The 25,708-nt window shown below is 71.4% G+C and carries 20 protein-coding genes and 1 riboswitch; of the genes, 12 read left to right on the top strand and 8 right to left on the bottom strand.

Going from position 1 to position 25,708, the window contains the following annotated elements; all coding sequences use genetic code 11:
* The first annotated feature begins 144 nt into the window (after positions 1 to 144).
* The 5 genes from BDK92_RS02785 to BDK92_RS02765 all read left to right on the top strand — a co-directional run bounded on the left by BDK92_RS02785 (position 145) and on the right by BDK92_RS02765 (position 12,545).
* Complete coding sequence (locus BDK92_RS02785; RefSeq protein WP_121154286.1) at positions 145 to 822, top strand: HAD family hydrolase; 678 nt, start codon at positions 145 to 147, stop codon at positions 820 to 822.
* Positions 823 to 893: 71 nt separating this feature from the next.
* Positions 894 to 2,624: an alkaline phosphatase family protein gene (locus BDK92_RS02780; protein WP_246016755.1), complete on the top strand. Its 1,731-nt coding sequence runs from the start codon at positions 894 to 896 to the stop codon at positions 2,622 to 2,624.
* Between the two features lie 217 nt (positions 2,625 to 2,841).
* Positions 2,842 to 9,285, top strand: a complete 6,444-nt coding sequence (locus BDK92_RS40060; RefSeq protein WP_246016753.1) for a hypothetical protein — start codon at positions 2,842 to 2,844, stop codon at positions 9,283 to 9,285.
* The gene (locus BDK92_RS02770; RefSeq protein ID WP_121154284.1) at positions 9,282 to 11,465 is read left to right on the top strand and encodes an MBL fold metallo-hydrolase; all 2,184 of its coding nucleotides are present in this window, start codon (positions 9,282 to 9,284) and stop codon (positions 11,463 to 11,465) included. The genes BDK92_RS40060 and BDK92_RS02770 overlap by 4 nt, the downstream gene beginning before the upstream one ends.
* A gap of 129 nt (positions 11,466 to 11,594) precedes the next feature.
* Complete coding sequence (locus tag BDK92_RS02765) at positions 11,595 to 12,545, top strand: anti-sigma factor RsbA family regulatory protein (RefSeq protein WP_121154282.1); 951 nt, start codon at positions 11,595 to 11,597, stop codon at positions 12,543 to 12,545.
* Here BDK92_RS02765 and BDK92_RS02760 read toward each other — a convergent pair.
* The 4 genes from BDK92_RS02760 to BDK92_RS02745 all read right to left on the bottom strand — a co-directional run bounded on the left by BDK92_RS02760 (position 12,542) and on the right by BDK92_RS02745 (position 15,479).
* Positions 12,542 to 13,033, bottom strand: a complete 492-nt coding sequence (locus BDK92_RS02760) for a hypothetical protein (protein WP_121154280.1) — start codon at positions 13,031 to 13,033, stop codon at positions 12,542 to 12,544. The two genes, BDK92_RS02765 and BDK92_RS02760, sit on opposite strands and share 4 nt — an antisense overlap.
* A 160-nt stretch (positions 13,034 to 13,193) precedes the next feature.
* Positions 13,194 to 14,447, bottom strand: coding sequence for a glutamate-cysteine ligase family protein (locus BDK92_RS02755; protein WP_211349031.1), 1,254 nt, complete (start codon positions 14,445 to 14,447; stop codon positions 13,194 to 13,196).
* A gap of 208 nt (positions 14,448 to 14,655) precedes the next feature.
* Positions 14,656 to 15,195 carry a hypothetical protein gene (locus BDK92_RS02750; RefSeq protein ID WP_121154278.1) on the bottom strand — a complete coding sequence of 180 codons (540 nt, stop codon included), beginning with the start codon at positions 15,193 to 15,195 and terminating at the stop codon, positions 14,656 to 14,658.
* Between the two features lie 98 nt (positions 15,196 to 15,293).
* Positions 15,294 to 15,479 (bottom strand): ribosomal protein bL36, encoded by a 186-nt coding sequence (locus tag BDK92_RS02745; RefSeq protein WP_425462206.1) that lies wholly within the window; start codon positions 15,477 to 15,479, stop codon positions 15,294 to 15,296.
* 119 nt (positions 15,480 to 15,598) lie between these two features.
* Positions 15,599 to 15,689: riboswitch (SAM riboswitch) on the top strand.
* 260 nt (positions 15,690 to 15,949) lie between these two features.
* Here BDK92_RS02745 and BDK92_RS02740 point away from each other — a divergent pair.
* The 5 genes from BDK92_RS02740 (at position 15,950) to BDK92_RS02720 (ending at position 21,072) form a co-directional block, all read left to right on the top strand.
* Complete coding sequence (locus tag BDK92_RS02740) at positions 15,950 to 16,831, top strand: ABC transporter substrate-binding protein (RefSeq protein WP_121154276.1); 882 nt, start codon at positions 15,950 to 15,952, stop codon at positions 16,829 to 16,831.
* A 41-nt stretch (positions 16,832 to 16,872) separates the two neighbouring features.
* Complete coding sequence (locus BDK92_RS02735; RefSeq protein ID WP_121154274.1) at positions 16,873 to 17,658, top strand: amino acid ABC transporter permease; 786 nt, start codon at positions 16,873 to 16,875, stop codon at positions 17,656 to 17,658.
* Positions 17,651 to 18,427 carry an amino acid ABC transporter ATP-binding protein gene (locus BDK92_RS02730; protein WP_121154272.1) on the top strand — a complete coding sequence of 259 codons (777 nt, stop codon included), beginning with the start codon at positions 17,651 to 17,653 and terminating at the stop codon, positions 18,425 to 18,427. Before BDK92_RS02735 ends, BDK92_RS02730 begins: the two co-directional genes overlap by 8 nt.
* A gap of 121 nt (positions 18,428 to 18,548) precedes the next feature.
* Positions 18,549 to 19,481, top strand: a complete 933-nt coding sequence (locus tag BDK92_RS02725) for a hypothetical protein (protein WP_121154271.1) — start codon at positions 18,549 to 18,551, stop codon at positions 19,479 to 19,481.
* Positions 19,482 to 19,614: 133 nt separating this feature from the next.
* The gene (locus BDK92_RS02720) at positions 19,615 to 21,072 is read left to right on the top strand and encodes a neutral zinc metallopeptidase (RefSeq protein ID WP_121154269.1); all 1,458 of its coding nucleotides are present in this window, start codon (positions 19,615 to 19,617) and stop codon (positions 21,070 to 21,072) included.
* 70 nt (positions 21,073 to 21,142) lie between these two features.
* Here BDK92_RS02720 and BDK92_RS02715 read toward each other — a convergent pair whose 3' ends face one another.
* The 4 genes from BDK92_RS02715 to BDK92_RS02700 form a co-directional block, all read right to left on the bottom strand.
* Positions 21,143 to 21,868 (bottom strand): zf-HC2 domain-containing protein, encoded by a 726-nt coding sequence (locus tag BDK92_RS02715; RefSeq protein WP_121154267.1) that lies wholly within the window; start codon positions 21,866 to 21,868, stop codon positions 21,143 to 21,145.
* The gene (locus BDK92_RS02710; protein ID WP_121154265.1) at positions 21,865 to 22,416 is read right to left on the bottom strand and encodes a sigma-70 family RNA polymerase sigma factor; all 552 of its coding nucleotides are present in this window, start codon (positions 22,414 to 22,416) and stop codon (positions 21,865 to 21,867) included. Before BDK92_RS02710 ends, BDK92_RS02715 begins: the two co-directional genes overlap by 4 nt.
* Before the next feature lie 128 nt (positions 22,417 to 22,544).
* Positions 22,545 to 23,090 carry a hypothetical protein gene (locus BDK92_RS02705; RefSeq protein ID WP_121154263.1) on the bottom strand — a complete coding sequence of 182 codons (546 nt, stop codon included), beginning with the start codon at positions 23,088 to 23,090 and terminating at the stop codon, positions 22,545 to 22,547.
* A 39-nt stretch (positions 23,091 to 23,129) separates the two neighbouring features.
* Positions 23,130 to 24,512 carry a LysM peptidoglycan-binding domain-containing protein gene (locus BDK92_RS02700; protein WP_121154261.1) on the bottom strand — a complete coding sequence of 461 codons (1,383 nt, stop codon included), beginning with the start codon at positions 24,510 to 24,512 and terminating at the stop codon, positions 23,130 to 23,132.
* Between the two features lie 184 nt (positions 24,513 to 24,696).
* Here BDK92_RS02700 and BDK92_RS02695 point away from each other — a divergent pair, with 184 nt between their 5' ends.
* Complete coding sequence (locus BDK92_RS02695; RefSeq protein ID WP_121154259.1) at positions 24,697 to 25,017, top strand: hypothetical protein; 321 nt, start codon at positions 24,697 to 24,699, stop codon at positions 25,015 to 25,017.
* Positions 25,018 to 25,022: 5 nt separating this feature from the next.
* Positions 25,023 to 25,694 carry a hypothetical protein gene (locus BDK92_RS02690; RefSeq protein WP_121154257.1) on the top strand — a complete coding sequence of 224 codons (672 nt, stop codon included), beginning with the start codon at positions 25,023 to 25,025 and terminating at the stop codon, positions 25,692 to 25,694.
* Positions 25,695 to 25,708: the final 14 nt, after the last annotated feature.

Genomic DNA, 25,708 nt, shown 5'->3' with positions numbered 1-25,708 from the left:
CGACCACCAGGTATGCCCGTTGACCACCATGGACGGTCAACCGGACCCGGCGAAGACCTCCTCCGGGTGGCCCACCTGTCGATCCCGCGAGACGCTGCCCCCATGCTGTGCACCAGTTTCTGGCCGGAGTAGGGAGATACGGACGTGAGTCAGTTCGAGGCGGTCCTGTTCGACGCGGGCGACACGCTGATCCGGCTCTGCGGCAGCGGCGAGAAGCTACTGCACCAGGCGGTGGCCAGGCTCGGCGTCGCACCACCCCACCCCGACGAGGTCGCCCGGGTCTGGCGGCGGGTGCTCGACCGCAGCAGCACCGCGGAGGAGATGGCCAAGGGGAGGGACCTCTCCAACGCCCGGCACCGCGAGGTCTGGACCGCGCTCTACGACGAGGCCGGGTGCGAGCGGCTCGCCCCCGGGTTGAGCGAGGAGCTGTACGCGCTCACCGTCAGCGCCGAGTCCTGGGAGGCGTTCCCGGACAGCCTGCCGACCCTGAAAGCCCTGCGTGAGCGGGGGCTGCGCATCGGAATCGTCAGCGACACCGGGTTCGACCTGCGTCCGGCGATGGACCAGTTGGGCCTCTCGCCCTACCTGGACACCGTCGTGATGTCGTACGAGTACGGCGTCTGCAAGCCCTCCACCAAGGTCTTCCTCACCGCCTGCGACCAGTTGGGCGTCCGACCGGAGCGGACCCTCATGGTCGGTGACAACCCGCTCACCGACTCCGGCGGGGTTGCCGCCGGCATGTGCGTGTTCCTGCTGCCCCGGCCGGTCACGACCGGACCGCGAGGGCTCGGACACATCCTCTCGCTGACCGGCATCGGCTAGCTCCGCCCGGAGCACCGCCTGCCGTCGTACCGACCCACTCCACCAGACTTCGCGGGTAAGAGGTGTTTGGCTTGTCGTTCTTCACTCGTCTGCGACGGGAACCGGCTCCGGGGCGGGAACCGACCGAGGGACCGCCGGTCACGGGGGAGGACCGACCGATCGCGAGTGACGTCGACCGTACGCCGGGCGGGAGCGCGCGTCGGCGGCTGGTGGCGAGGGGGGCCACCGTGCTCGCCGCCCTCCTGGTGCTCTTCGCGCTGGTCGCCCCGGAGCAGATCAGCCGCCTCACCCCGGGAGCCTTCACCCGTATCCCGGTCGAGGGACTGCTCGGCGTGCTCCTCCTGCTGTTCCTGCCGGCGCGCGCGAGGCGGGTCACGGCGCTGGTGCTCGGCGCGGTGCTTGGCCTGCTGACCGTCGTGAAACTGCTCGACATGGGCTTCTTCAAGGTCCTGGACCGGCCGTTCGACCTGGTGCTCGACTGGATCCTGTTCGACGACGCCCTCAGCGTGCTCACCGACTCGGTCGGTCGGGCGGGTGCGATCGGCGCCGTGGTGGTGCTGGTGCTGCTCGTCGTCGCCCTGCTCGTGCTGATGGCACTCTCGGTGCTGCGGCTGACCCGGGTGGTGGTGCGGCATCGGACCGTCTCGGCCCGCGTCGTCACCGCGCTCGGCGCCGTCTGGGTCGTCTGCGCCGTGCTCGGCGCCGAACTCGCGCCCGGCCTGCCGGTCGCCGCGAGCGGCGCCGCCGACCTCGCCTACGACCGTACGGTCCAGATCCGTGCGGGCCTGCGGGACCAGGAGACGTTCGCCGCCGAGGCGGCCGTCGACGCCTTCCGGGACACCCCCGGCGACCAACTGCTGACCGGGCTGCGCGGTAAGGACGTCGTGCTCGCCTTCGTGGAGAGCTACGGACGCGACGCGGTGCAGGATCCGGAGTTCGCGCCACAGGTCGGTGCGCTGCTCGACGAGGGCAACCGGCGGTTGAACGCGGCCGGGTTCGCCTCCCGCAGTGCCTTCCTCACCTCGCCGACCGCGGGCGGGGGGAGCTGGTTGGCCCACGCCACGCTGCTCTCCGGGTTGTGGATCAACAACCAGCAGCGTTACAGCAACCTGCTGGCGAGCGACCGGCTGACCCTCAACAGCGCCTTCCGGCGGGCCGACTGGCGGACCGTCGCGGTCATGCCGGCGATGACCCGGCCCTGGCCGGAGGGGGCGTTCTACCAGCATCAGCGGGTCTACGGGGTGGGCGACCTCGGATACCAGGGGCCGAGATTCAGCTTCGCTCCCATGCCCGACCAGTACACGCTGGCGGCCTTCGAGCGCCTCGAGCGGGCCCAGCCGGACCGTCCACCGCTGATGGCGGAGATTCCCCTGGTATCGAGCCACGGGCCGTGGGCGCCGCTGCCCCGGATGGTCGGCTGGGACGAACTCGGCGACGGTTCGGTCTTCGACAGCATGGCCAGGGAGGGTGACCCGCCGGACGTCGTGTGGCGCGACGCCGCCCGGGTACGCACCGAATACCGACGCTCGATCGAGTACTCGTTGACCAGCCTCATCTCCTACGTGGAGAAGTACGGCGACGACGATCTCGTACTCGTCTTCCTCGGCGACCACCAGCCCGCGCCGATCGTCACCGGTGAGGGCGCGAGCCGGGACGTGCCGATCACGATCGTGGCCCGCAATCGGACCGTACTCGACCGGATCTCCGGTTGGGGCTGGCAGGGCGGGCTCCGGCCCGGACCGCAGGCTCCGGTCTGGCCGATGAACGCCTTCCGCGACCGGTTCCTGACCGCCTTCGGCTGAACCGCGCGACCGGTGCGACCGGCTCGGTCCGGCCGGGCCGACCCGATGATGTCTCCTGGTTCTGTCGTGGATCGGTCACCGTACATATTGGGCAATTGGCGCCCCTGGTCGCGATAACGGGTCTCGTCCACGGCACGCCGGGCGGCACTGGTCACCTACTGCGTCATACGCGTGCTAGACAGTGAGCAGTCGTCGGACTGGTGTGAGGGAGATCTCGTTGACTGACCCGGATCCAGGCCAGGTTGGTACGGACGACGGGGGCAGCGACGGGGGGTGGTCCCTGCGCGACGTCGAGGTGCGCGAGTCGCGCCCCGCGCGCCTGGCCAAGTCCGCCGCGAACGGGGTCACGGTCGCCGAGCTCGTCGACGAACTCCATCGGCTGTCCACACCGGAGTTGGCCGCGCTCCAGCGGGAGCTCAAGGTACGGTCCGGCGCCTCGGCCCACGTCGTCGCACAGTCGACCCGGACCATGCTGGCGAGGGTGCACGAGGAGCGGGCCGCGTGGGTCCTGCACGATGCCCTGCACTTCGGGATCCGTACCAGCGCCATGACCGGCATGCTGACCGAGGGCGAACTCGCCGCGCTGCTCCGCGCCGACCCGTCCGACCTGGGCTTCCTGACGGACACCGCGATACACGCCGCGCTGCGCGACATCCGCCAGTTCGGGAGCACGTCCGCCGTACGCGGCGCGGTCTGGTCGTCCATGGTGAGCACCGGGCACCCGGGAGCGGTCGCCGCGCTCGGCTGGCTGGTCGCGGAGCTACCCGCCGGGTGGACCGGGAGCCAGGCCCAGATCGTCCGGCGCCTCTGGCAGCAGGTGCGCCAGCGGCTTCCCCTGCTGCCCGAGTACCCGGTGGCGCTGGGCCGCCTGGTCGAGATCGTCGCCGAGCTCGACCGGGCCGGTGCGGCCGAGCCTGTTCCGGCGGCCGATCCAGTCCTGGCCGCCGGTCCCGTCACCGCCGCGGCCAACGGTCGGCCGGCCGAGGTCGAGGCGACCGGTGCGGCCCCGGTGACGCCCGAGGAACTCGCCGACCTCGCCGTACGCTGTGACGCCGTCGAGTCCGTACTCGAACAGATGCGCCTACGTGACCTCCCGGCACTGGTGCAGGCGGCCGAGGCGGGTCGGATACCTCCGGCCACCGAACTCGACCGGATGCTCCGACTCGCCGACGAGATGGAGGACCTGTTCGTACGGGTGGCCGCCGCCACCGGCGTGGCGGTACCGTCCACTGTCGAGCAGGCGCGGTCGTCCCTCGACGAGACGGTCGCGGCCTCGTCGACGATGGCCCTGGTGACGCGGGTCCGGCAGTTGACCGCACTCTCCGGGCCGACGTACGTCGTCGCCGAGATCCAGCAGGTCGCCGAGCTGGCCGCCACGGCCGACGCCGACAGCGACCCGACGCTGCTCGCCGGCCTCGAAGCTCTCGTCATGGCGATCGACCTCGGTGCGAGCGATTCCGAGCGCCGCGCCGAACTCGCCCGCAGGGCGTCGCAGGCATCCCCCGGCGCCTCGCTGCTGTGCATGCTCCCCGGCACCCTCACCCTGGGCGCCCGCCCCGCCGTCAAGTCCGAGTCCGCCGTCGAGCTCGAACCCGCCGTCGAGTCCGACCCCGCCGTCGGGGCGGCAGCCGAGGGCGAGGGCGACGTCGGGGAGGAGGTCGAGGCCGAGTCGGCGCCCGCCCGCGCCGACGAACCCGACCCGGACCCGCTGGTCCTGGTCGCCCGGAACGGGCGGACGGCCCGGGACGAGCAGACGGCCCGGGACGAGCAGACGGCCCGGGACGAGCAGGCGGACCGGTACGAGCAGCGGGTCACCGAACCGGATGTACACGCCAACGGCCGGTTCGACGGTGGAGCAACCGTGCCGGACCCGACGCTTCCCGGGCGGGACGTGACCGTCGACGAGGTCGTCGCCACGCTCACCTTCACGGTTCCCGCTCCGCGTACCGCCAGTGAGTCCACCGTCGACCGACCCGAACCGGCACCCAGGCCCGAACCGGCACCCAGGCCCGAGCCGGCACCCAGGCCCGAGCCGGCACCCAGGCCCGAACCCGCACCCAGCCCCGAACCCGCACCCAGCCCCGCGCCGGTCACGGGCACCGGCATCGGGAACACTTCACCCGACGCGGACGCCATCTACACCGCCCTGCTCAACGACCGCCAGTACGCACTCGCCTCCTGGCTGCTGGAAGCGGCGGAGACACCCGTACCCGTTGTCGCCGCACACCGGCTCGCCGCGCACGCCGCCGCGATGCGGACCTCGGCCGGCTCCAACGCCGCCGCCTTCGCCGACACCGTCCGCCAACTGGACGCCGAGGCGCTGCACGACCGGCTGGACGTGCAGATGCTGGTCTACGCCGCGTCCGTACGCGCCGGCCTGCTCTCCCCGATCGCCGGCGCCGCCGGTCCGTTACGTGACATAACAAGCAGCATCGTCAAATCCGGCTCGGCGGTCGAGAACCTCACCGAGGCGCTGCTGACCGCCATCTACAACGGCGCCTACCTCACGCCGAGCAGCGTCGGTGCGGTGGCCGGGGCCGCGGAGGCGGAGGCGGAACACGCCGCTCTCGCCCGGGTGGCCCGCGACATGCTCCAGTCCGCGCCCTCCCGGACGATCCGATACCAGGCCGCGACCGAGTTGTGGCAGGCGTGGATGGCGCCCGGTGGTTACCTCGGCGCCCCGCTGGCCGTCGTCGCGGCCGGATCCCGCGACGTCGAGGCGCTGAGCTTCGTCCGACACCGGATCCGCGAACTGCGCTCCAGATCGTCCCTCGAGACCCTGCTGGACCAGGACACCCGCCGTCCCCAGTCCGGTAAGCGCACCCGCCGGATCGAGGCCCGCGCACGCGAGAAGGTGCTGGACTGGACCTCGGACGTCACCGTCCTGCTCACCAACTGGGTCGAGGCGACCGAGAAGTTGACCAGGTCGGCGGCCGGCACCTGGATGGCCGACCCGATGGCGGAGCTGCGTACCCGGGTGAACGCCGTCCGGGGCCAGGCCCTGGACGAGCTGGCGGCACTCTCCGGCACCGGCCACGAGGCGCGGGACGCGGCGGTGCAGGCCGGGTTGGCGCTGCTGACCGAGTCGTTGGAACTGCTCGACGGCACGGCCACTCTCAGCGGGCCGGAGATTCCCGCCGAGCGGGTCATCGTCGGTGCGCTCGCGCTCGCCCCGACGCTGCCCATCACCTCCGAGCTGACGCTCTCCCGTCGGGTCGAGGTGGGCGACGTCGCGGTGGCGGTCGACGCGCTGCGCGCCGGCCCGGCCGGGTGGACGGCCGCCTTCGAACAGCGGGCCACGCAGCACGACCAGGTCGGCACGCACATCCTCATCGAGGTCCTGCGGCCGACCGATCCACAACTCGCGCAGCGGCTCTCCACGGCACGGGACCGCTCGGTCGCGGACTCCACCGAGCAGCTCGACGCCCGGGTCGCCGCCCTCGCCGCCAGCATCGACGCGGACCGCCGATTCGGACGGATGACCGCCGACCAGTGGGCGGACCTCTCCACCCGGGCCCGTGCCTACGAGGCCGCCGCCCGGGGGCCCCGCCGTGACTTCAACACGATGCTCGAGGGGGTCGGGCGGATCGAAGCGGACCGGGAGGCGACGGCGCGCGCGGCGATCGCGGCGATCCAGCGGCAGTTCGCCGAGATCGAGGCGCCGGCGGCGGCCCGTACCCGGATCGACCACTGCATCGAGACGGGAGATCTGACCACCGCCAACGAGTACCTGGAGACGGTCCGGGGTGGACGCGAACTGCCCGGTCCCCGCGCCGACGTGGACCACCTCCGGCTCTTCTACCCGGTCTTCCCGGCGATGTTCGCCAACGCCGCGGCAGCCCCCGGTCCCAAGACGGGTCTCCTGACCGAGCTGGGGCGGGCCATCGACGACGGCCGGAACCCGTCCGGTGGCCGCCTGGTCGACGCGCTCACCAGCGCCAGGATCGACCTGTCCCAGATCGGCCGGCCGGAGGCCGCCTCCGGCCGGATCAGCCAGTGGTTGGCGCTGTCCTCACCGAAGTCCTTCGACCAGGCCGGCGGCGGCACGCTCAGCCGGGTCAAGGCCATCCTGGAACAGCTCGGTTTCCTCGTGGACAAGGCGAACACGCCTCGATCCCGACGCGGGCAGTCGCACGGACGCTCGTACTGGATGCACCTCACCGGCGTACGGGCGACCTCCGGCAAGGCGCTCATCCCGGCCTTCGGCAGTGCGATCAGCCCGTCCGGCGACACCCTGCGCCTGCTCGCCGTCTGGCGGTCGCCGACCCCGCAGGAACTCGTCGAACTGCTCCGCAGCGAACCGGCGGACCATTCCGTGGTCGTGCTCTACTTCGGCACGCTCGACGTGGCCGCCCGTCGCGAACTCGCGAGCCAGTTCCGCAGTGGCCGGAAACTCCCGGTCGCAGCCGTGGTCGACGACGCGGCGTTCGCGTACCTCGTCGCCCAGCCGGAGCCCGGCCGGGACATCACGATGGCGATCACCCTGCCGTTCACGTCGGCGACACCGTTCACCCCGGACGTCGCCGGACTGGTGCCGCAGGAGATGTTCTACGGCCGCGCCGAGGAGCGCGACAAGGTGGTCGACATGATGGGTTCCTGCATCGTGTACGGCGGCCGACAGCTGGGCAAGTCCGCGCTGCTGCGCGCGGCCACCCGGGAGTTCGACGACGGCGACTCCCGGCACGCGATCTACCTGTCGATCTACAAGGTCGGTCAGGCCAACCCCGTCGACGCGGTCTGGACGACGCTCTGGCCCCGGCTCGCGGACAAGGGCATCGTGCCGAGTGAGATCCCCTCCGGTGACATCGCCACCGCGCTGACCGGACACGTCTCGGCGTGGATCGCCGCCCGGCCGGGACGGCAACTGCTCCTGCTGCTGGACGAGTCGGACTCGTTCCTCGACGCGGACGCCACCGACGGCCGGTTCACCCACGTCACCCACTTCAAGGAGCTGATGGAGGGGACCGGTCGCGCGGTCAAGGTGGTGTTCGCCGGGCTGCACCAGACCGCCCGGTTCGAGCGGCTGGCGAACCATCCGCTGGCGCACTTCGGTGACCCGGTCTGTGTCGGGCCGCTCGCGCCGCAGCCCGCGTACGACCTGCTCACCCGGCCGCTGCACGCCCTCGGTTACCAGTTCACCGGCCACGACCACGCCGCCCGTGTGCTGGCGTTGGCGAACAACCAGCCGGCACTGATCCAGCTTTTCGGCGCGCAGTTGCTGCGCAATCTGCAACGGGCACCGATGGCGCTCGGCGCGCCGCCGCAGCACGTCGCCGGCAACGACGTGGAGATCGTCTGGGCCGACGACGCGTTGCGGAACTCGTTCCGTAAGCGGTTCGACTGGACCCTCAACCTGGACCCCCGCTACAAGGTCATCGCCTACAGCGTGGCGTTCCACGCGCACGCGAACGGCGTCGGGTCGGCCCTCACAGCCACCCAGTTGCGGGCCGAGTGTGAGCAGTGGTGGCCACAGGGCTTCGCCCCGGAGGACGTACGCACCGGCGAGTTCCGGGCGCTGCTCGACGAGTGCGTGGACCTGGGGGTGCTCTCCTACGCCAACGGCGGCTACCGGCTGCGTACGCCGAACGTGCTCGACCTGCTCGGGTCGAAGGACGAGGTCGACGAGTTCCTGGAGCAGGCGGAGTCGACCCCGCTGCCGGAGAGCTTCGACGGCAGCCTGATGCGGCCGGCGTTCGGCGCCGGGCTGACCCGTGGCCCGCTGACCTCACGGCAGATCGCGGACCTGCTCGCGCCCCGCAGCCAGGTCCGGTTGATCGCCGGGTCGTCGGCCCTGACCGTGGAGCGGTGCATCAAGGCGATCGAGGACGAGAACAACGGCGCCCACTCCGGCAGTCGCCGCAGTCACCTCTGCGACGCGAAACCCTCGTCCCTGCGGAACACCTGTCAGCAGGCCACCGTCAAGGCGGCCGGCGGCCACGCCGTCGTGCTCGTCGACCTGAAGACGGCGACCCTGGACGTGGCCCGCGACGCCTGGCGGACCGCCCGGGAGTTGATCGCCGCGCACTCCGGTGGCACGCTCGGCATCGTCCTGGTCACCACCCCGTCGCAGGCGCCGCTCTGGTTGACCGCGGCGGAGGAGTCCGACGCCTCCTCCGGCCTGACCGGCCTGCGCCGTTACGACAAGACCGACCTACGACTCTGGCTCACCGAGACGACGCTGCCGTTCCAGGACGACGCGTCCCGGGGCGAGTTGCTCGCCACGACCGGCGGTTGGCCGGTGAACGTGAACCTGGTCGCGGAGGAACTCTCCCACGACAACGACGCCGGCACCCGGGCCGATCCGTTGGCCCGGATCCGTTCCTACCTCGCTGACCCGGTGCACGCGGAGGCGCTGGTCGCCGCGTCCGGGGCCGGGGCGGACGCCGCCCTGGAGCAGGCCTGGATGTTCCTTGCCTCGGAGTTCGCCGACGACCGCGCCGACGCCGAGACGATCGCCGAGTACCTCACCCTCCACGGGGAGTCCGGTGACCCGGCAACGGACGCGCTCGCCCCGGCCCAGCTCACCCGGAACGGTTACCGCAGTACGGCGGATGTGGTCGACGTGCTGCGTACCCTCGGGTTGCTTGTCGCCAGCGCCGAGGACGGGCAGCTTTTTGTCGAACCGGTCATGGCCGACGCCACCCGGACCGTACGAGGATGACCCGGACCCCCGGCCGGCTCCTGGCGGCGTTGACCGGCGACGCGGCCCGGACCGTACTGCGGTCCGGGGTCTACGCCGGGCAGCGGATCGACCACGACCGGTTCGCCGTGGCGAACCGGTCCCAGCTCCTCACGGTGATCGCGCGGGTGCCCGCACTCCGGGCCGAGTTGGCCGCCAGGTACGCCGACGAGCTGGCCGGCGGTCATCCGCTGTTGCGGCAGCTCACCGACCCTGACCCGGCGCTGGCAGGGGAGGCCGCCGCGCTGCTCGGCGACGACCCGGGCGCGCTGGCGTGGGTGGCGGAGCCGCCGGCCCGGCCGAAGCGGGCGCCGAAGGCCGCCGCGAGCGTCGAGGAGCGCCGCGCGGAACGGGCCGCACGTCATCTCGCCGAGGTCCGGGCCGCGCGGGACCAGGCACGTGGTCAGCTCGACTGGGCGGTACGTGAGCGCGACGCGCTGCGACAGGAGTTGGCGGCGACGGTCACCGACCGGGACGAGGCACTCGCGGTCATCGAGTCGCTCCGGGCCGAACTCGACAGCCGACGACGCCAGTCGGCCGCCCTCGCCGGGAGTCTCGGGTACGCGGCCGGACTCCTCGCCGGCCTGCTCTCCCCGGCTGCCGACCGCGCGGTGGTCGACCCGGATCCCCGGGAACGGGACCGGCACGGCGTCGACGGCCCGGACCGGGACCTGGCGGCCGAGCCGGTGGCGACGCGGGCGCGTCTGGCGGCGGCGTTGGCTGCCGCCGGTGTCGGGCGAGAGGCGTTCCTCGCCGTACTCGACGCGTTGCGGGCCCCGGCACCGCCGCCGGTCCCGGTGGCGAGCAGCCGTCCGAGGGAGATGGCCCTCACGCCGCTCGGTGGCGGCACCGACATCGGCGGGTCGTGCATGCTCGTCGAGGTCGGCGACGTCCGGATCCTGGTGGACGCGGGGCTGCGTCCCAAGCAGCCGATCGACCGTGCCGGGCCCCCCGACATCGAGATCGCCCGGGCCGGTCGGCTCGACGCGATCGTGATCACGCACGCGCACAGCGATCACGCGGGGTACGTTCCGGCGCTGGTCGCCGACCACCCGGGTCTGCCCCTGCTCTGCACCCAGGACACCGCCGCGCTGCTGCCGACGATGTGGGCGGACTCGGTACGGGTCTTCGACCGCCTCCGCCAGGGGTACCTGCCCGCGGGGGAGCCGGCTGTCGAGCCGCCGTACGGCCAGCCGCAGGTGCTCGCGGCGCAGCGTCGGATCCGACCGACCGAGTTCGGGCGGGTGGTCGAGGTCGCTGACGGGGTGACCGTCGAGCTCTTCCCCGCCGGCCACATCCTCGGTGCCGCCGGCGTCGTGATCAGCGCCGGGGCGACCCGGGTCACCGTCACCGGCGACGTTTCCGACCTGGCCCAGGCCACCGTACCGGGTCTGGTCGTGCCGGACCGGGCACGCGGGTCCGACCTGCTCGTGATCGAGTCGACGTACTGCCGGCCGACCCGTTCCCGACGGGGCGCCGAGGTGGAGAACTTCATCGCGACGGTCGCCGAGACCGTCGCCTCGGGAGGGCGGGTGCTGGTCCCGGCGTTCGCGCTGGGCCGGGCACAGGAGGTGGCGCTGACGCTGCGTAACCGGTTGCCGGACGTACCGGTGCTGATCGACGGCATGGCCCGGCGGATCACCCGGATCTACGAGCAGCAGACGGCCGACGGCGACAACCCGTTGCGCATCTACGGCGACCAGGTGCGTGAGGTCGCGCCCGACCAGCGTCGCGAGTTGATCGCGGCGTTCCGGCGTGGGGTCATCGTCACCACCTCTGGCATGCTGACCGCCGGACCCGCCGTGGTGTGGGGGCGGTCGATCCTGCCGGACCCGACCGCGGCACTGCTGCTCGCCGGGCACCAGGACGCGGAGTCCCCCGGAGCGGCGCTGCTCGACCTGGCGGAGGGCAGGGAGTCGACGTTCGTGCTCGACACGGAGAGTGTCGACGTCAAGGCCCGGATCGCGAAGTTCGGTCTCTCCGCGCACGCGGACCGCACCGGTCTCACCTCGATCATCGATGACGTCGGGGCGGCGCAGGTGATGCTGGTGCACGGCCTGCCCGGTGCGCAGCGCGAGTTCGGTGCCCACCTGCGGCGCCGGGGACAGCCGGTGGTGCCGACCGACCGGTGGCGGTCCAGGTCCTTCGTCCCGCCGCGCTGATCCCCTGCCCGGCGCTGCTGTCGTCTTGGGTACAGCCTGGCGACGGGGCATCTGACATGATCAAGCCCGGTTGTCGCGCCGGTTGCTCGAGTGGCCGGGGCGCGGTGTGGTGCGAGTGGGGCGGGCGAGATGAGGACGGGCGCGGCGGCTGGCCATCGGGGCTACTACCACGAGGCTGTCTACTACGACTCGGACGAGGAACTCCTGGCCGTTGTGGTGCCGTTCCTGCTCGGCGGTGTCGAGGCGGGCGAGCCGACCGTGGTGTCGCTGGGGGAGCGGAGTGCCGCCCTGGTACGCGGAGCGGTCGCCGACCAGCCGGGCATCTCCTACCTCGTCGGGGACGGTCTCTACGCCCGCCCGGCCGCCGCGATCCGGTCCTACCGGCAACTGCTCGCGGACTACGTTCGCGACGGTGCCCGGCAGGTCCGGATCATCGGTGAGATGCCCCGGCCGGCGTTCGGCGCGACCTGGGACTGGTGGGCGCGGTACGAGGCCGCGATCAACCACGCGTACGACGAGTTCCCGCTCTGGAGCATGTGCGCGTACGACACCCGGATCACCCCCGGTGGCGTGCTGCGGGACGTGGCCCGTACGCATCCGAGGGTGGCGACAGCCGACGGGGGGCACCCGCGCAGCGCGGGGTACACCGATCCGGTGGAGTTCCTCGGCGAACCGAGATCCGTGACGATCGACCCGATCCAGGGGACGCCACCGGTGGTGGAACTGCTCGACCCGTCGCCGGCGCAGGCACGCGCCGCGGTGGCGTACGCCGATCACGGCGCCCTCTCCCGGGGCGAGATCGACGACCTGGTCGTCGCGGTGAGCGAGATGGTCACCAACGCGTGGCGTCATGGTCGCCCCCCGGTGCGGGTCCGGTTCTGGGCCGGCGTCGACCGCATTGTGGTTACCGTGAGTGACAAGGGTTCCGGCCCGACCGACCCGTACGCCGGGCTTCTTCCCACGGCGGAGGCCGCGAGTGGCGGACGTGGCCTCTGGCTCGTCCATCAGCTCTGTGACCACGTCGCCTTCGACAGTCGGGACGGCTTCACCGTCCGGCTCACCGTCGGCAACCCTGGTTAGCTGAACAGCTGGTCGGTCCGGGCGTCGCGGACCGACCCACCGGAGACCGGGGGGCCGTGGCCCGCCCAGATGTCGGCGGCCCGGTCCCAGGAGGTGTCGAGCTGGTCCGGCCGGCCCGCGTCGGGGCGGTCACGCTGGAACCCGCCCCGGTACGAGGAGCCATGGCGGTTGCCGGGCGCCGGCGTGTCTTCGGCAGCGTCGGCCGGGTTGCCGGTGCCGTACTGGCACCGGGCCTTCGGCACGCTCAGCCCGGCCGCGTCCGGCACCGCGACGATGGTCAGGCAGGGCACCCATGGGGTACGGGGCGGGAGGCCGCCGCCCACGGGATCCGACGTCCGTCCCGTCTCACTGGAGCGCGCCGCGCCCACGGTGGACTCCGCCGTCCAGGGAAAGACCGGGTACGACACCAGGGCCAGCAGGCCGAGGCGGATCGCGACGGTGGACAGGGGTGACCGGTTGCGTCGGATGCGTTGCGGTGATGTGGTCATCCCGGCCTCCCGCGAGTGATCCGCTCGGTGCCGGCGGGCGTAGTGCGGGAACCGTTGCCGTGGCGCCCGTTCCGGCGGTGGCTCAGGTGCGGCGGGGTCGGGACCAGGCCCGTTGACACATCAACTTGACAGGCAGCATACGCCGCCAATTCAACATCAATCAATCGCTATTTGCCGGATCATGGGCAAAAGCCGCTATCGCGCGGGATCCGGGGTCGTCGGCGGGACACCTGCCGGGCAGCACGTACCGCTCGATGAAGTCGGCCACCGCCGCCCGTACCGGTGCCGGGGCGCCGAGCCGGGGCAGCGCGTCGGCGGCGGCGGTGAAGCAGGTGACCGCGGCGGCGTGCAGGCCGGGGTGGGTCAGACCCTCGCGGGCGGAGGTGAGCCAGTTGCGGTGCAGGCGAAGGTGCCCGAGACGGGCGGTCGCCTCGGCGGCGGCGTACGCCGCGCCCGCGTCGTCCATCAGGGCGGTAACCACGGCCGCCGGCACGATCCAACCGTTCCCCGGCTGCTGGTCGATCATCCGGAACTCCAGGTAGCCGCGGGGTCGGATCGGCGGTACCAGGGTGGCGAGGTGACGCTCCAGGTCGTCGAGGGTGACCGGGCGCGGACCGTGGCCGCGCAACCAGTCCCGCATGGTCAGGCCCGTCGGGGCCAGCCACGGCATCGGCTCGGGTTCGGCGATCAGCGCGACCCGGGCGTCGAGCGCGTACCGCGCCCAGGCGCTACGCGGCTCGGTACGGGTACGCGGCGCGCGGGTCCGGCTGGCGTCGGTGCTGAACCGCAGTGCCTGCCGGTAGGAGACCCAGCGGGTGCCGGAACGGGTGACGTGGGGCGAGTTGGCGAACGAGGCGAGCAGCACCGGGCCGATCGCGTTCGCGAGCCGCCAGCGGCGGTCGTACGCGCTCCAGTCGTCGGACTCGTCCCCGGCGTCGACGCACACCTGCACGGAGGCCGTGTTGCACATGACGGTGCGACCGCCGGGACCCGATCGGTCGTGGTACGCCGCCAGGGCGAGGTAACGCGGATGCGTGGTGATGAGCCGTGGCGCCCGGATCGTGTCGAGGGCCGTGCCGTCCAGCACCAGGTTGTGGGCGGCGAGCGCGGCGCGGACCAGTTCCAGGTCGCCGGCCACATCCGTGACGCAGGCGGCCAGATCGACGCCGACGGCGGAGGAGAGTTCGAGCTGACCACCGGGCTCGACGGTGATCCGGCTGCCGCCGGGCAACGGATCGCCCAGGTGGCCGAGAGCCGCGTACAGGCGGTCGGCGGTGGGCCGGTCGAGCGGGTACGCCGGGTCCCGCACGACGTACTCGAGTTCCACGCCGACCCGGCCGACCGGGCCGACCCGGTAACCGGCGGCGGCGACGTAGGCGGTGGCTGTAGCCTCCGTGAGGACCGCGACGTCCACTATGGACTCCGATGGGTGCGGGATCCCGGTGTCCGGCCGCGAGCGGTCGCAGGACACGAAGGTTCTGTGGCGACATGGGATGACTCCGGCCGATCTGGAAGCCCAGCGACTGGAGGTGATCTCCATTAGCGGGTCGGTCGGGCGGGGTGTCCAGATCGCCTCGGCCCAACGGCCGGTGAACACTCGGTGTGACCCGGTGAACGGGCGGTCAGCGCGGTCGTCCCGGGCTTCGTCCCGCCCGCCGCAGCGTATCCATCCTGTCCAGGGCAGCGACGGCGGTGAGGCTGTAGGCGAGGTACGGGACGGCGTCCTCCAGCCAGTCCTGTGCCCGCCAGCGGCGGGGGTTCGTCACTCCCAGGGCGGCAAGTTGCCCGTCCGCGACCAGCATTCCGCCGATCGCGACGATGCCCGCCGCCACCGGCGCCGGCGGACGCCACCAGAAGGTGGCCGCGGCGAAAACCGCCACGGTCAACACCCCGTTGACGTAGCCGAGCACCGGGCCGAGGCCGGCCCGGCGATCGGCGGCCCGTTCCTCGGGACCGAGACTCACCCGCGTCACCTCGGCCAGTCGTTGCACCGCGCGCTGGTGGGTGTCGCTCATCGGCCGGGCCCGTACCGCCACGTCCAGGTTGCTGACCAGCTCGCGGGCGAGCGTGGCCACGGCGCCGGCCAGGAGCCCGTCGGTCAGTCGGCTGAGTGGGCCCGAGCGCCCGCCCGGGCCGTCGCGCCGTGTCCCGTGCCGCGACATGAGCCCCACCCCGTCCCGTTCGTTCCTGGTCGGGCCCGTCATCCGTTCCCGGCACGGAGGTCGCCTACCCCAGCCGTGCCGGAACATTCCCCCGGGCGTCAGCCCTGGCGGGACTTCCATTGCGGGTTGGTGCGGTTGACGACCAGCACCTTGCCGTGCCGACGTACGACCACCGAACCCGGCCGCTGCTTCAGTGCGCGTAGCGAACTACGAACCTTCATGATCTCCTCCGGCTTCAGGTTGCTTTCCAGTCGTTCCGTGGTCAACAACGCTGTCGTGGCCATCCGGATTCCCCCGTCCTCCGCCCGGCCACCGATGAGTCGGAATGGGTGGTGGCGAGCGCCACAGGCGTCGTGGCGGTATCCGACTGGAATTGCCCGCAGTGGATTGAGTAGGCTGACGCAGCCCATCCAGAGCGATTGAGAGACCTGGCTCGTCGATATCGCAGCAACCCCCCTAACGGGTGCGGGTGCTACCGCCAGGACCGATGGAGGTTGTTCCATGCGTGGACCACGCGCCGCCCGTTTCGGCACCCCGCACGCCGTCTGGCACTGGTGCCGCCGGCATATCGACCTCTGCCGTACGAGCACGATGCTCTGTCGTGGCCACGGCTGACCACCTCCACCGACGGGTCTGATCCGCCGGCAATTCCGCAATTTTCTGGGCACGGCGCTCGATTGGCCATGCCTTATTCCGTCGTGCCCCGGTTCCCATTCCGGGTGCCGCCATTTGTGATTGAAGTTGGAGTATCCGCATGCGCTCTACCCGTCCGTTCAACCGCCTGCTCTCCGGTCTCGCCGCCATCGCACTGCTGGGCGTCGCCGCCGCCTGCGGCTCTTCCGCCGCCGACTCCGCCGACAACCCGTACGACCTGCTGCGGCCCGGAACCCTGCGGGTGGGAACACTGAGCGACGCCCCGCCGAACGTCTACCTCAAGGACGGCCGGTTCACCGGCTTCGACAACGACCTGCTGACCGCTGTCGCCGGCAAGGTCGGGTTGAAGGTCGAATTCGTCGGCACCGAGTTCTCGGCGCTGCTCGCCCAGGTCAACAACCACAAGTTCGACGTCGGCAGCTCGTCGGTCACCATCACCGAGGCGCGCAAGAAGACCGTCGACTTCGGCAACGGGTACGACTTCGGCTACTTCGGTCTCGACGTACCGGCCGGCTCGCCGATCAAGGGCTTCGACCAGCTCAAGGGCGCCCGCGTGGTGGTGGTGCAGGGGACCGTGCAGGACGACTACGCCACCAAGGAGGGTCTCGACCCGGTACGCGTGCCCGACTACAACGGTGCGATCAACCAGCTCAAGGCGAAGACCGCGGACGCCTGGATCTCGCCGGCCGAGATCGGTGAGAAGTCCGCACAGGAGAGCAGCGGCAAGATCGTCCTGGTGGAGAAGCAGCTCAGTTCCGCGCCGACCGCGTACGTGGTGGCCAAGGGGAACGACGCGCTGCGGGAACTGCTGAACAAGGGCCTGGACCAGGTGATCGAGGACGGCACCTGGACCCGGCTCCAGGAGCAGTACTACCCCGGCCGTCCGGTCCCGGACACCTTCAAGCCCGGCAGCGGTGCGGTTGCGTTCCCGCCGGTCAAGGCCGGCCCGTCGGCCACCCCCGCAGCCACTCCGTCGGCCTGACCGACCGGTGAACGCCCAACGGGTCCGAGACAGGTAAGGCGATGGATACCCTCAAGACGCTCTGGGAGACGTTCTTCGACCTGGGGTCGATGCGCGAAGCCCTACCCGAGATGCTCACGATCGGCCTCCGGAACACGCTGCTGCTGGCGGTCGTCTCGGCGGTCCTGGGCACCCTGCTCGGGATGCTGCTCGCCGTCGCCGGCCTGGCTCGGACCCGTTGGCTGCGTTGGCCCGCGCGGGTCTACACGGACGTGTTCCGGGGCCTGCCGGCAGCCGTCACCATCCTGCTCATCGGCGTGGGGCTCGCGCCGCTCGGCATGGCCTGGTGGGGACCGAACCCGTACCCGTTGGGCATCCTCGCGTTGTCGCTGATCGCGGCCGCGTACATCGGTGAGATCTTCCGCTCCGGCATCCAGAGCGTCGAGGCCAGCCAACTGGAGGCGAGCCGGGCGCTGGGCCTGTCCCACCGCACGGCGATGCGACTGGTGATCATTCCGCAGGGGGTACGACGGATCCTGCCGGCCTGGGTGAACCAGCTGATCGCGCTGATCAAGGACTCCAGCCTGGTCTACTTCCTCGGGCTGCTGGCCAGCGAACGGGACCTGTTCCGGATCGGCCAGGACCACGCCGCCAACACCGGCAACGAGTCCGCCCTGCTCCTGGCCGGCCTCTGCTACCTGGTGATCACGGTGCCGCTGACCCACCTGGTCAACTGGATCGACCGGCGGCTACGGCGGGGGCCCGTCGGCGCCACCGACGAGGAGCCCGAGACGTACGAAGCGGCCGGCGCGCCGGCCACGGTGGACACAGGAGTGGGTCGTGACTGAGCGAGACCAGCAGCGGGCACGAACCACGGTCCCGACCTCGTACGAGTCGCTCAGCCTGGCGGCACGGGACATCCACCTCGCCTTCGGGCGACACCAGGTGCTGCGCGGTGTCGACCTCGATGTCGCGCGGGGTGAGACGGCCTGTGTCATCGGCCCTTCCGGTTCGGGCAAGTCCACTCTGCTGCGTACGCTCAACCGGCTGCTGGAGCCGGACCGTGGCGACGTACTCCTCGACGGCGAGAGTGTGTTGCGGCAGGACCCGGACGTGCTGCGGCAGCGGATCGGCATGGTCTTCCAGGGGTTCCACCTCTTCCCGCACCTGACCGTGCTGCGCAACATCACCCTGGCGCTCCGGCAGCTCAGGAGGCTTCCGGCCGACCAGGCGGCCGAGTTGGGCTTGCGTCAACTCGACATCGTCGGCCTGCGGCACAAGGCCGACGTACGTCCCGCCCAGCTCTCCGGAGGCCAGCAGCAACGGGTCGCGATCGCCCGTGCCCTGGCGATGTCGCCGCGGGTGATGCTCTTCGACGAGGCGACCTCGGCGCTCGATCCCGAACTCGTCAAGGGCGTGCTGGCGCTGATGGCGGACCTGGCCGCGCAGGGGATGACGATGGTGGTGGTCACGCACGAGATGGGGTTCGCGCGGCGGGTCGCGGACCAGGTCGTCTTCATGGACCACGGGCGCGTGGTCGAGGCCGGGCCGCCGGCCGAGGTGTTCGAGGCGCCGCGCAGTGAGCGGCTCGCCCGGTTCCTCGCCCAGGTGCGGTGAGCGCGACGGTCGTGACGCCAACCACGTCGAGAACAGACTGAACCGTTTTCGCGTGGGCTCCGTGTGGACTCCGAACGGCTTCCGGATGTGCTGGAACCGGGTAGACCACTGGAGAAATCAAATGTTGCGCAAGCACCTCGTGCCCTTTGCTGTCCTCATGGCGGCTGGCGTGGCGATGCTCTCGGCCTGCGGCTCGGACCCGGCCGCGCCGGCCCCGGCCGCCCAGACGACCACCCAGGCCACCACCCAGGCGTCCGGCCAGGGCGACGGGGCGGGCACCGACCTGTCCCTGCTCTCGGGCACCGCGAAGTCGAACAACTCCCCGGCCGGCACCGGCGACTGGGCGGTGCCCAACGGTGGCGCCGCGACCGGCGCGAAGCTGCAGTCGGCGCAGAAGTGGGTCCAGCTCACCGCCAGCAGGGCCGGCGACCTCGACCCGGTTGTCGTCAACGGCGCCGGACTGACCCTCTACCGGTTCGACAAGGACACCGCCAACCCGTCCAGGTCGAACTGCAACGGCGACTGCGCGGTCACCTGGCCGCCGGTCACCGTCGCACCCGGTGGCAAGATCTTCATCGCCGGCATCAAGAAGTCGGCGATCGGTACGGTCAAGCGGGCCGACGGCACCCGTCAGGTCACCATCGGCGGCTGGCCGGTCTACCGCTTCGCCAAGGACACCAAGCGCGGTGACACCCTCGGCCAGGGTGTGGGCGGCACCTGGTTCGGCGTGACGCCGACCGGCGCCAAGGCCGGCGTGCCGGCCGGTGGGAACGACGCCCCGGCGGGCGACGCCCCGCAGGCGACCCCAGCCACCAGCGCGGTTCTCTTCGACGACGCCAACTTCAGCGACAACGGTGCCTCCCAGGGTGTCGGTGGCAGCGGCTGCCAGAACCTCAGCCGCCCCGGGGTCACCTCCTCGGTTGCCGCCCCCGGCTCGCTCAAGATCTGGTCCGAGGCGAACTGCAAGGGACGTTCGCTGGTCATCAACGGTGACGTACGGGACCTGTCCAAGGTCAACTTCGACAACGCCGTCGCGTCGGTCTTCCTCGGCTGAGCGACGACCCGACAAGGCTGATCAGTAGTTCGACAGACGGGTGTGCCGGTCTGGCCTTCGCCAGCCACGCACACCCGTCTGTCGTAACGATGCCCACCCACGTGACACGACAAGCTCGGGATGGTGTGTGAACATGACGCGGTCCGCTCATCGGATCAGATGGGGGGCGGTCCTGCTGGCGGTCACCCTGCTGGCGGGTTGCACCCGCTCCGTCGCCGGCACCGGCGGCGTCGAACGCTGGAGCTCGACCAAGGTCGCCGGCCTGGAGATCACCACCGGCGAGAGCGGACCCCGGCCGGGCGCCGGTGACTCGCGGCTGACCGCGTTCGGCGGCGACCGGGGAGCCATCGACCAACTCGCCCTCAACGCCATCGACGACGTACAGAGGTACTGGTCCGAACAGCTTCCGGCGAGTTTCGGGAAGCGGTTCGAGCCGGTCGGACAGCTGATCTCGTACGACTCCGGTGGCGCCGGGGTGCAGGTGTGTCAGGCCAGCACCGCGGGCCTGGTCAACGCCTTCTACTGTGCCGCCGACGACACGGTCGCCTGGGACCGGGGGGAACTGCTCCCCACGCTCAACGACTCCTTCGGACCGATGTCGGTGGTGGCCGTACTCGCCCACGAACTGGGGCACGCGGTGCAGTTCCGGCTCGGTGCGGCCAGCGGCATCACCGCGCAGACCAGTTCCATCGTCAAGGAACAGCAGGCCGACTGCTACGCGGGCAACTTCTTCCGCTGGGTGGCCGAGGGCAACGCGCCGCACTTCCAGATCTCCACCGGCCCCGGACTCAACCAGATCCTCTCCACCCTCTTTTTCATCCGCGACTCGGCCGGCACCGGATTCGACGCCGAGGGCGCGCACGGCAACGCCTTCGACCGGGTGTCGGCGTTCCAGTTCGGATTCGGTGACGGACCCGTTCGGTGCGCCCGGATCAACGAGGCCGAGGTACGTGACCGGATCACCCAGCAGGCCAGCGGTGACCAGGAAGCGGTCGACGGGGACGAGGGAAACCTGCGGGTGGACGACCGGAGCGCGCTGACGGCGTTGCAGACGACCCTGCGCGCCGTGTTCGTGTCCAACGGTCCGCGACCGCCGTCGATCGTCGTGGGAGCGCCCGACTGTCCCGACGCCCGCCGGACCTCACCGGCCTCCTACTGCCCGAGCAGCGACACCATCGGGCTCGACCTCGACGACCTGGTCCGGATCGGCACCGCCCCCCAGCGGGGCAACCGGGGTGGCATCGGCGACTTCGCCGCCTTCGCCGAGGTCGCCTCGCGGTACGCGCTCTCGCTCCAGCGGTCGGCGGGCTACCCGCTGCGTGGGCTCGCCACCGCCCAACGTACGGCCTGTCTGACCGGGGTGTGGGCGGGTGCGATCGTCGCCGGCCGGGGTGCGGCGCTGCAACTCTCCCCGGGTGACCTGGACGAGGCGGTGGCCGAGATGCTGACCACGGACAGTGTGATCGCGGCCGACGTGGACGGCGGCAGTGTCCCGTCCGGCTTCGCCCGGGTCGAGGCGTTCCGCGCCGGTTTCTCCGCGACCGGCTCCACCACCGACGCCGCCGCGACCTGCGTCGGCAGGTACCAGTAGGGCCGCGCGAAACGGCGGAGGTGCCCGCGCCGGGTGGCACGGGCACCTCCGCCGTCGTCGGGCGTACGGGCTAGAACTCCACCGAGGTGAACTTCTTGCCGGCGACGTTCTCCACCTCGACCCGGGCCACGTTGGCCGGGTCGATCAGCGCGCTGCCGTCGAGTGTGGTGCCCTCGGCCTCGCCCTTCTGTGACACCACCCAGCTACCGGCCAGGACCTCGGTGCCGTCCTTGCCGATCACCAGCAACTTGCAGGGCTCACCGGCGGGAATGCCGGAGACCGCCGCGTTGATCCGTACCCAGCCGGGTGCGGGCTCGAGCGCGACGGTGATCCGGGCACCGGTGGTCGCGTCGTCGGCGGTGGCGAACCGGGTGTCCGGTGCGGCGGTCGCGACCGTGGGGGAGGGCGTGGGCAGGGCCTGGCTCGCACCATCGTCGCTCGCCCGGCCGACCACGACACCGGCTGAGATCGCGGCCGCGACGACCACCACCGCGGCCGAACTCATCAACGTGTTGCGGCGGGTCCGGCGGCCGCCGGACTCCGCGCGGATCTGGCGCAGGGTCCGTTGCAGCAACAGGTCGCCGCCCTCGGGCGGCCCGTCCAGCAGCATCGCCTCGGGTACGGTTTCGAGCGCCTGCTGCCACTCCCGCAGCGACTCGACCTCGGCGCGGCACTCCGCGCAGTCCGCGAGGTGCTGTTCGACCTGACGGGTCTCCTCCGGATCGAGGGTCTCCATCAGGTAGCCGCCGATGTCCACGTGGTCATCAAAGGTGTTCTTGCTGTCCAGCGTCGTCATGAGGCAGACCGTTCCATCCCGGGTGTGCGCTCCGAGTGAATCTCGCGTAGCGCCCGGAGTGCATAGAAGGAGCGCGATTTCACCGTCCCGGGCGGAATACCGAGCGCCTTGGCGGCTTCCGCGACTGTACTCCCGAGTAGGTAAACCTGTTCAAGCACCTCGCGGTGTTCCGGTGACAGCTTGTTGAGTGCGTCCACGACCACCATCGAATTGACCACGTGATCGGCGTGGTCGCGTTCGATCGCCACCTCGACCGGGGTTTCCGCCACCTCCGTCGGGCGTGCGTTCCGCGCCCGGATGGTGTCGGTGACGATGTTGCGTACGACCGTCAGCAACCACCCGCGTACCGATCCCTTGCCGTTGACCAGGCTGTCCGGATGTCGCCAGGCGCGTACCAGCGCCTCCTGGACCACGTCCTCCGCTGCCGCACGGTCCCGGGTCAGCTGTGTGGCGTACGCCAGCATCGCCCGGCCGTGCTCCTGGAACAGGGATCGGACCAATGCCTCGTCGGCCACCTCGCGGCGACGCTGCGTCCTTAACCCCGCCATTTTCCTCCACCCTCCGCGGCCCCCACCATGCCGACTTCTGCCAGCGCCGGACCAAACAATGAAGCAGTGATTCCGGTGGAGTTCGTACGCGCATGGTTTGTGTGCCAACCATCACTTTTCAACCCTCCTCAGCTGCCAATCGGAGCCCCGGGCGGTGCGGCCTTGCCGCCGTCCGGGGCGATCGCGAACCAGATCCCCTCCGTTCCCTGCCCGAGAATCTGCCCGGGCACCTGGTCGTCGGTGAAGCGGTAGACGGGCCACCCTCCGACGGTCACCTGTTGGGTGCCGTCCGCCCGGTTCACCGCGCCGAGCGCGGTGGGATCCAGGTTCTGGAAGGTGATTTTTTCGCTGACCAGCACCGGTGGCCACCGCATCGCGCAGGCGTCGGTACAGGTCGATGTGGGTGGCTGCGGGCTGTCGTTGTCGAACCGGTACAGGGTGAAGCCCTGCCCGTCGAGCACGACCGGACCCAACTCAGGGTTCTGTCCGAGCTGCACCGACCTGGGCCAGTAGCCACCCTCCGGGCTGCGTCTACCCAGGTCGTTCTGCACGGTGCCGACCTCCGGCTGGGGCACGGCGACCGGATCGGTCACCGTGCTCGTGCACCCGGCGGCGAGCAGGGCCGCGGCCAGTGCCAGCGGACCGAGCAGCACGCGGGAGCTGACTGCCTTCATCACCAGTTCCTTCCTTTCGGGTAACGAGCAGGGGCGGGATCAGCCCCGGCCGCCGTACGGGAGGGCGGCGCGGGCGCGAGCTGCGGTTGGCGGGTCGAGGCGCAGGCCGAGTACGCCGACGTCGAACGCGCCGTCCGCGCCGGCCTCGAACCGCCAGGCCGCGTTCGGTACGTCCCCGACGACCAGTACGGCGGCCGTGTCGTCCGAGAGCCGCGCCAGTGCGCCGAGCCGCTCGACCGCCGCCGACGGGATCGGTGCGGTGACCACCACCAGTTGTCCGCGCAGCGGTCCCGGCGCGCCGGGACCGGGATCGGGCGTGCCGGACCGCCCTGCGTCGAGCGGCCCGGTCACCCCGTCGACCTCCGTGGCGGTCCGCAGACGGCCCGCCGGCAGCCGGGTGCCGGGAACCGGACCGACGATGGTGATCGCCACCGACGCGGCGGCCGGGTCGGTGCCGATCTCGTCCAGGAAGGCGCCGACCACCGCCATCGAGACGGCCGGGTCACCGGTGAGTGCGACCACGCCCGGTGCCCGCCCCAGGTTCACCACGGTCAGCTCGCCACCGATCGTGCCGACCGTGGCGAGCAGCGGAAGGCCGGTGGTCCCGGCCGTGGCCGAAGCATCGTCCAGTTGCCAGTTGGGCGCCTCCCACACCGAACCCTGTTCGCGCGGCTGCCACGGTGACGGCGCCTCCGGCACCGCCGGGGCCAGCCGCAGCGACACCCGGTCCGGACCGACGACGGCCGCGTACACCTGGGGTCGGGACACCTGCGTGGCGAGCTGGCGCAACGCGCGGTCGAGCACCGCCCGGGAGCCGGTCGCGACCGGTGCCGGCGCCGCCGTTCGGGTGCCTCGGCGACGCAGCGCCGGCACCCCCACGGCCGCGGCACCCACGGCCAGCAGCAGACCCAGACCGATCGCGACCGCAACAGCGGGGGAGAGACCGAGGATGCGGGTTCCGGCCCCGCCGCCGGTCGACGTGACCTGAGGCGCCGGGGGCAGTGCGCCGGGCGCCGACCCGGGCACGGTCCCGGTCGTCGGCGACCCGTCCGCGCCGGGCGGGGGTCCGATCCGGATCTCGCCGGAACTCGCGTTGCTCGGCAGCACCAGCACCCAACCGGCGCGCAGTTGCGCCGGGTCGGTCAGCGTCAGCCCGTCCGGTTGGGTCCGGCCCTGGTTGAGATCGAAGATCTCCGGCCAGCGGCGGCTGTCGCCGAGGAGCCGGTCCGCGACCCCGGGCAGGGTCAGTTGGCTGGTCGTCCCCGGATCGCCGGGCACCACCCAGTACGGCACCGTTGGCTCGGCCACCGCCCGGCCGGGGGTCAGGGGCAGCAGGATCAGCAGCGCGGCGGCCACGAGGGCCAACCAACCCGACGCCGTGCTGGTACGGCCGCTTCCGACGCCGGGGATCAGCCTGGGCATGACTACCTCGTTCACAGTGGCTCGTGGATGGGTACGGGCCCGCCCCGACGGGCGGTCTCCCGGCCCTTTTCCGGGAAGTGACATGCACACGTACCGGAGACCGGATCGGTTCAGGGCGACTGAACCGGTGAGCCCGGGGGTCCGTGTACCGCGCAGAGTTGCTGCGACGGCCGAAGGAATCCGCATGAGCGTGATCGACGTTCCCGGTGCAGAGTTGGAGCGGGTGCACGACCTGCTGCAACGCACCAAAGACCTGATGGACAGCGCACCGATCAAAGCCATGGGCCAGCTGGTGGACTTGCTCGGCCAGCACGACCTGGAATCGGCCGCGCACGAGTTCGAGAAGCGGTGGGGTGACGGTCGCCACGTCCTGAGCAAGGACCTGGAGGGGGTACGCGACGCGGCGAAGGCGGTCGCGGACGCGTTCCGGGAGACAGACGAGCAGACGGTCGCCGCGCTCACCGAACCGGCGACCGACGGATCAGCGCCGCAGGCGAAGGAGTAGTTGACGTGACCGACGTGACCACCACGGCCGCCCCGGCTCCCACCGGGTTCCGGCTGCGTACGCCCGAGGACTGGGTCGACTTCTCCCTCGCCGACGAGGCCAGCGAGAACCGGATCGCCCACGACGTGTGGACTCAGGCCCGCGACGCCGGCCTGTCCGAGATCCAGGCCGGTGCGTTCACCGAATCGGTACGCCGGTCGGTGCGGCACGCCTGGCGCTCCGGCGCGGTCCACGCGGCCGGGACGTTCCAGCTCTACCAGGACGGCCCGTTCACCGCCACCGTGCTGGTGTCGGTGGTGACCCCACCGGCCAGCGGTGACCTGCTCGGCGCCCTGACCGCGGTGCAGCACCCGGAGCAGGCGGACGGGACCTGGCGGCGGGTGGGTACCGCCCAGATCAACGACATCGGTACGGTCGGCCGGGTGTACGGCGTCCAGCACGTCACCCTGGACGAGGCGACCATCCGGTCCGTCGTCATGCACACCGTCGTACCCCTGCCCGGTGCCACGAATGTCCTGGTGGTGACCGGGTCCAGCCCGAACGTCGCCGAGGCCGACGAGTTGTTCGCCCTCTTCGACACGATCACCGGCACGTTGGAACTCACCTCGCCCGCCGGCACCGCAGCCGGCCCGGCGGGGCGCCCGGCGGGAACCGAGGTAGGGCCGGAGGCGGCGTAACCGACACTTCGCCG

The sequence above is a fragment of the Micromonospora pisi genome (assembly GCF_003633685.1).
GTDB classification, from domain to species: Bacteria; Actinomycetota; Actinomycetes; order Mycobacteriales; family Micromonosporaceae; genus Micromonospora_G; species Micromonospora_G pisi.
Note: the sequence above shows the minus strand (reverse complement) of the source record. Positions and strands in the feature narration are given on the sequence as shown.

Bases quoted from the DNA above. Each gene is read 5' to 3' on its own strand.
- BDK92_RS02750 (WP_121154278.1), bottom strand. From the start codon at position 15,195: ATGTCGCGGCACGGGACACGGCGCGACGGCCCGGGCGGGCGCTCGGGC.
- BDK92_RS02695 (WP_121154259.1), top strand. From the start codon at position 24,697: ATGAGCGTGATCGACGTTCCCGGTGCAGAGTTGGAGCGGGTGCACGAC.
- BDK92_RS02715 (WP_121154267.1), bottom strand. From the start codon at position 21,868: ATGACGACGCTGGACAGCAAGAACACCTTTGATGACCACGTGGACATC.
- BDK92_RS02725 (WP_121154271.1), top strand. From the start codon at position 18,549: ATGTTGCGCAAGCACCTCGTGCCCTTTGCTGTCCTCATGGCGGCTGGC.
- BDK92_RS02770 (WP_121154284.1), top strand. From the start codon at position 9,282: ATGACCCGGACCCCCGGCCGGCTCCTGGCGGCGTTGACCGGCGACGCG.
- BDK92_RS02740 (WP_121154276.1), top strand. From the start codon at position 15,950: ATGCGCTCTACCCGTCCGTTCAACCGCCTGCTCTCCGGTCTCGCCGCC.
- BDK92_RS02760 (WP_121154280.1), bottom strand. From the start codon at position 13,033: ATGACCACATCACCGCAACGCATCCGACGCAACCGGTCACCCCTGTCC.
- BDK92_RS02720 (WP_121154269.1), top strand. From the start codon at position 19,615: ATGACGCGGTCCGCTCATCGGATCAGATGGGGGGCGGTCCTGCTGGCG.
- BDK92_RS02735 (WP_121154274.1), top strand. From the start codon at position 16,873: ATGGATACCCTCAAGACGCTCTGGGAGACGTTCTTCGACCTGGGGTCG.
- BDK92_RS02700 (WP_121154261.1), bottom strand. From the start codon at position 24,512: ATGCCCAGGCTGATCCCCGGCGTCGGAAGCGGCCGTACCAGCACGGCG.
- BDK92_RS02705 (WP_121154263.1), bottom strand. From the start codon at position 23,090: ATGAAGGCAGTCAGCTCCCGCGTGCTGCTCGGTCCGCTGGCACTGGCC.
- BDK92_RS02710 (WP_121154265.1), bottom strand. From the start codon at position 22,416: ATGGCGGGGTTAAGGACGCAGCGTCGCCGCGAGGTGGCCGACGAGGCA.
- BDK92_RS02765 (WP_121154282.1), top strand. From the start codon at position 11,595: ATGAGGACGGGCGCGGCGGCTGGCCATCGGGGCTACTACCACGAGGCT.
- BDK92_RS02745 (WP_425462206.1), bottom strand. From the start codon at position 15,479: ATGGCCACGACAGCGTTGTTGACCACGGAACGACTGGAAAGCAACCTG.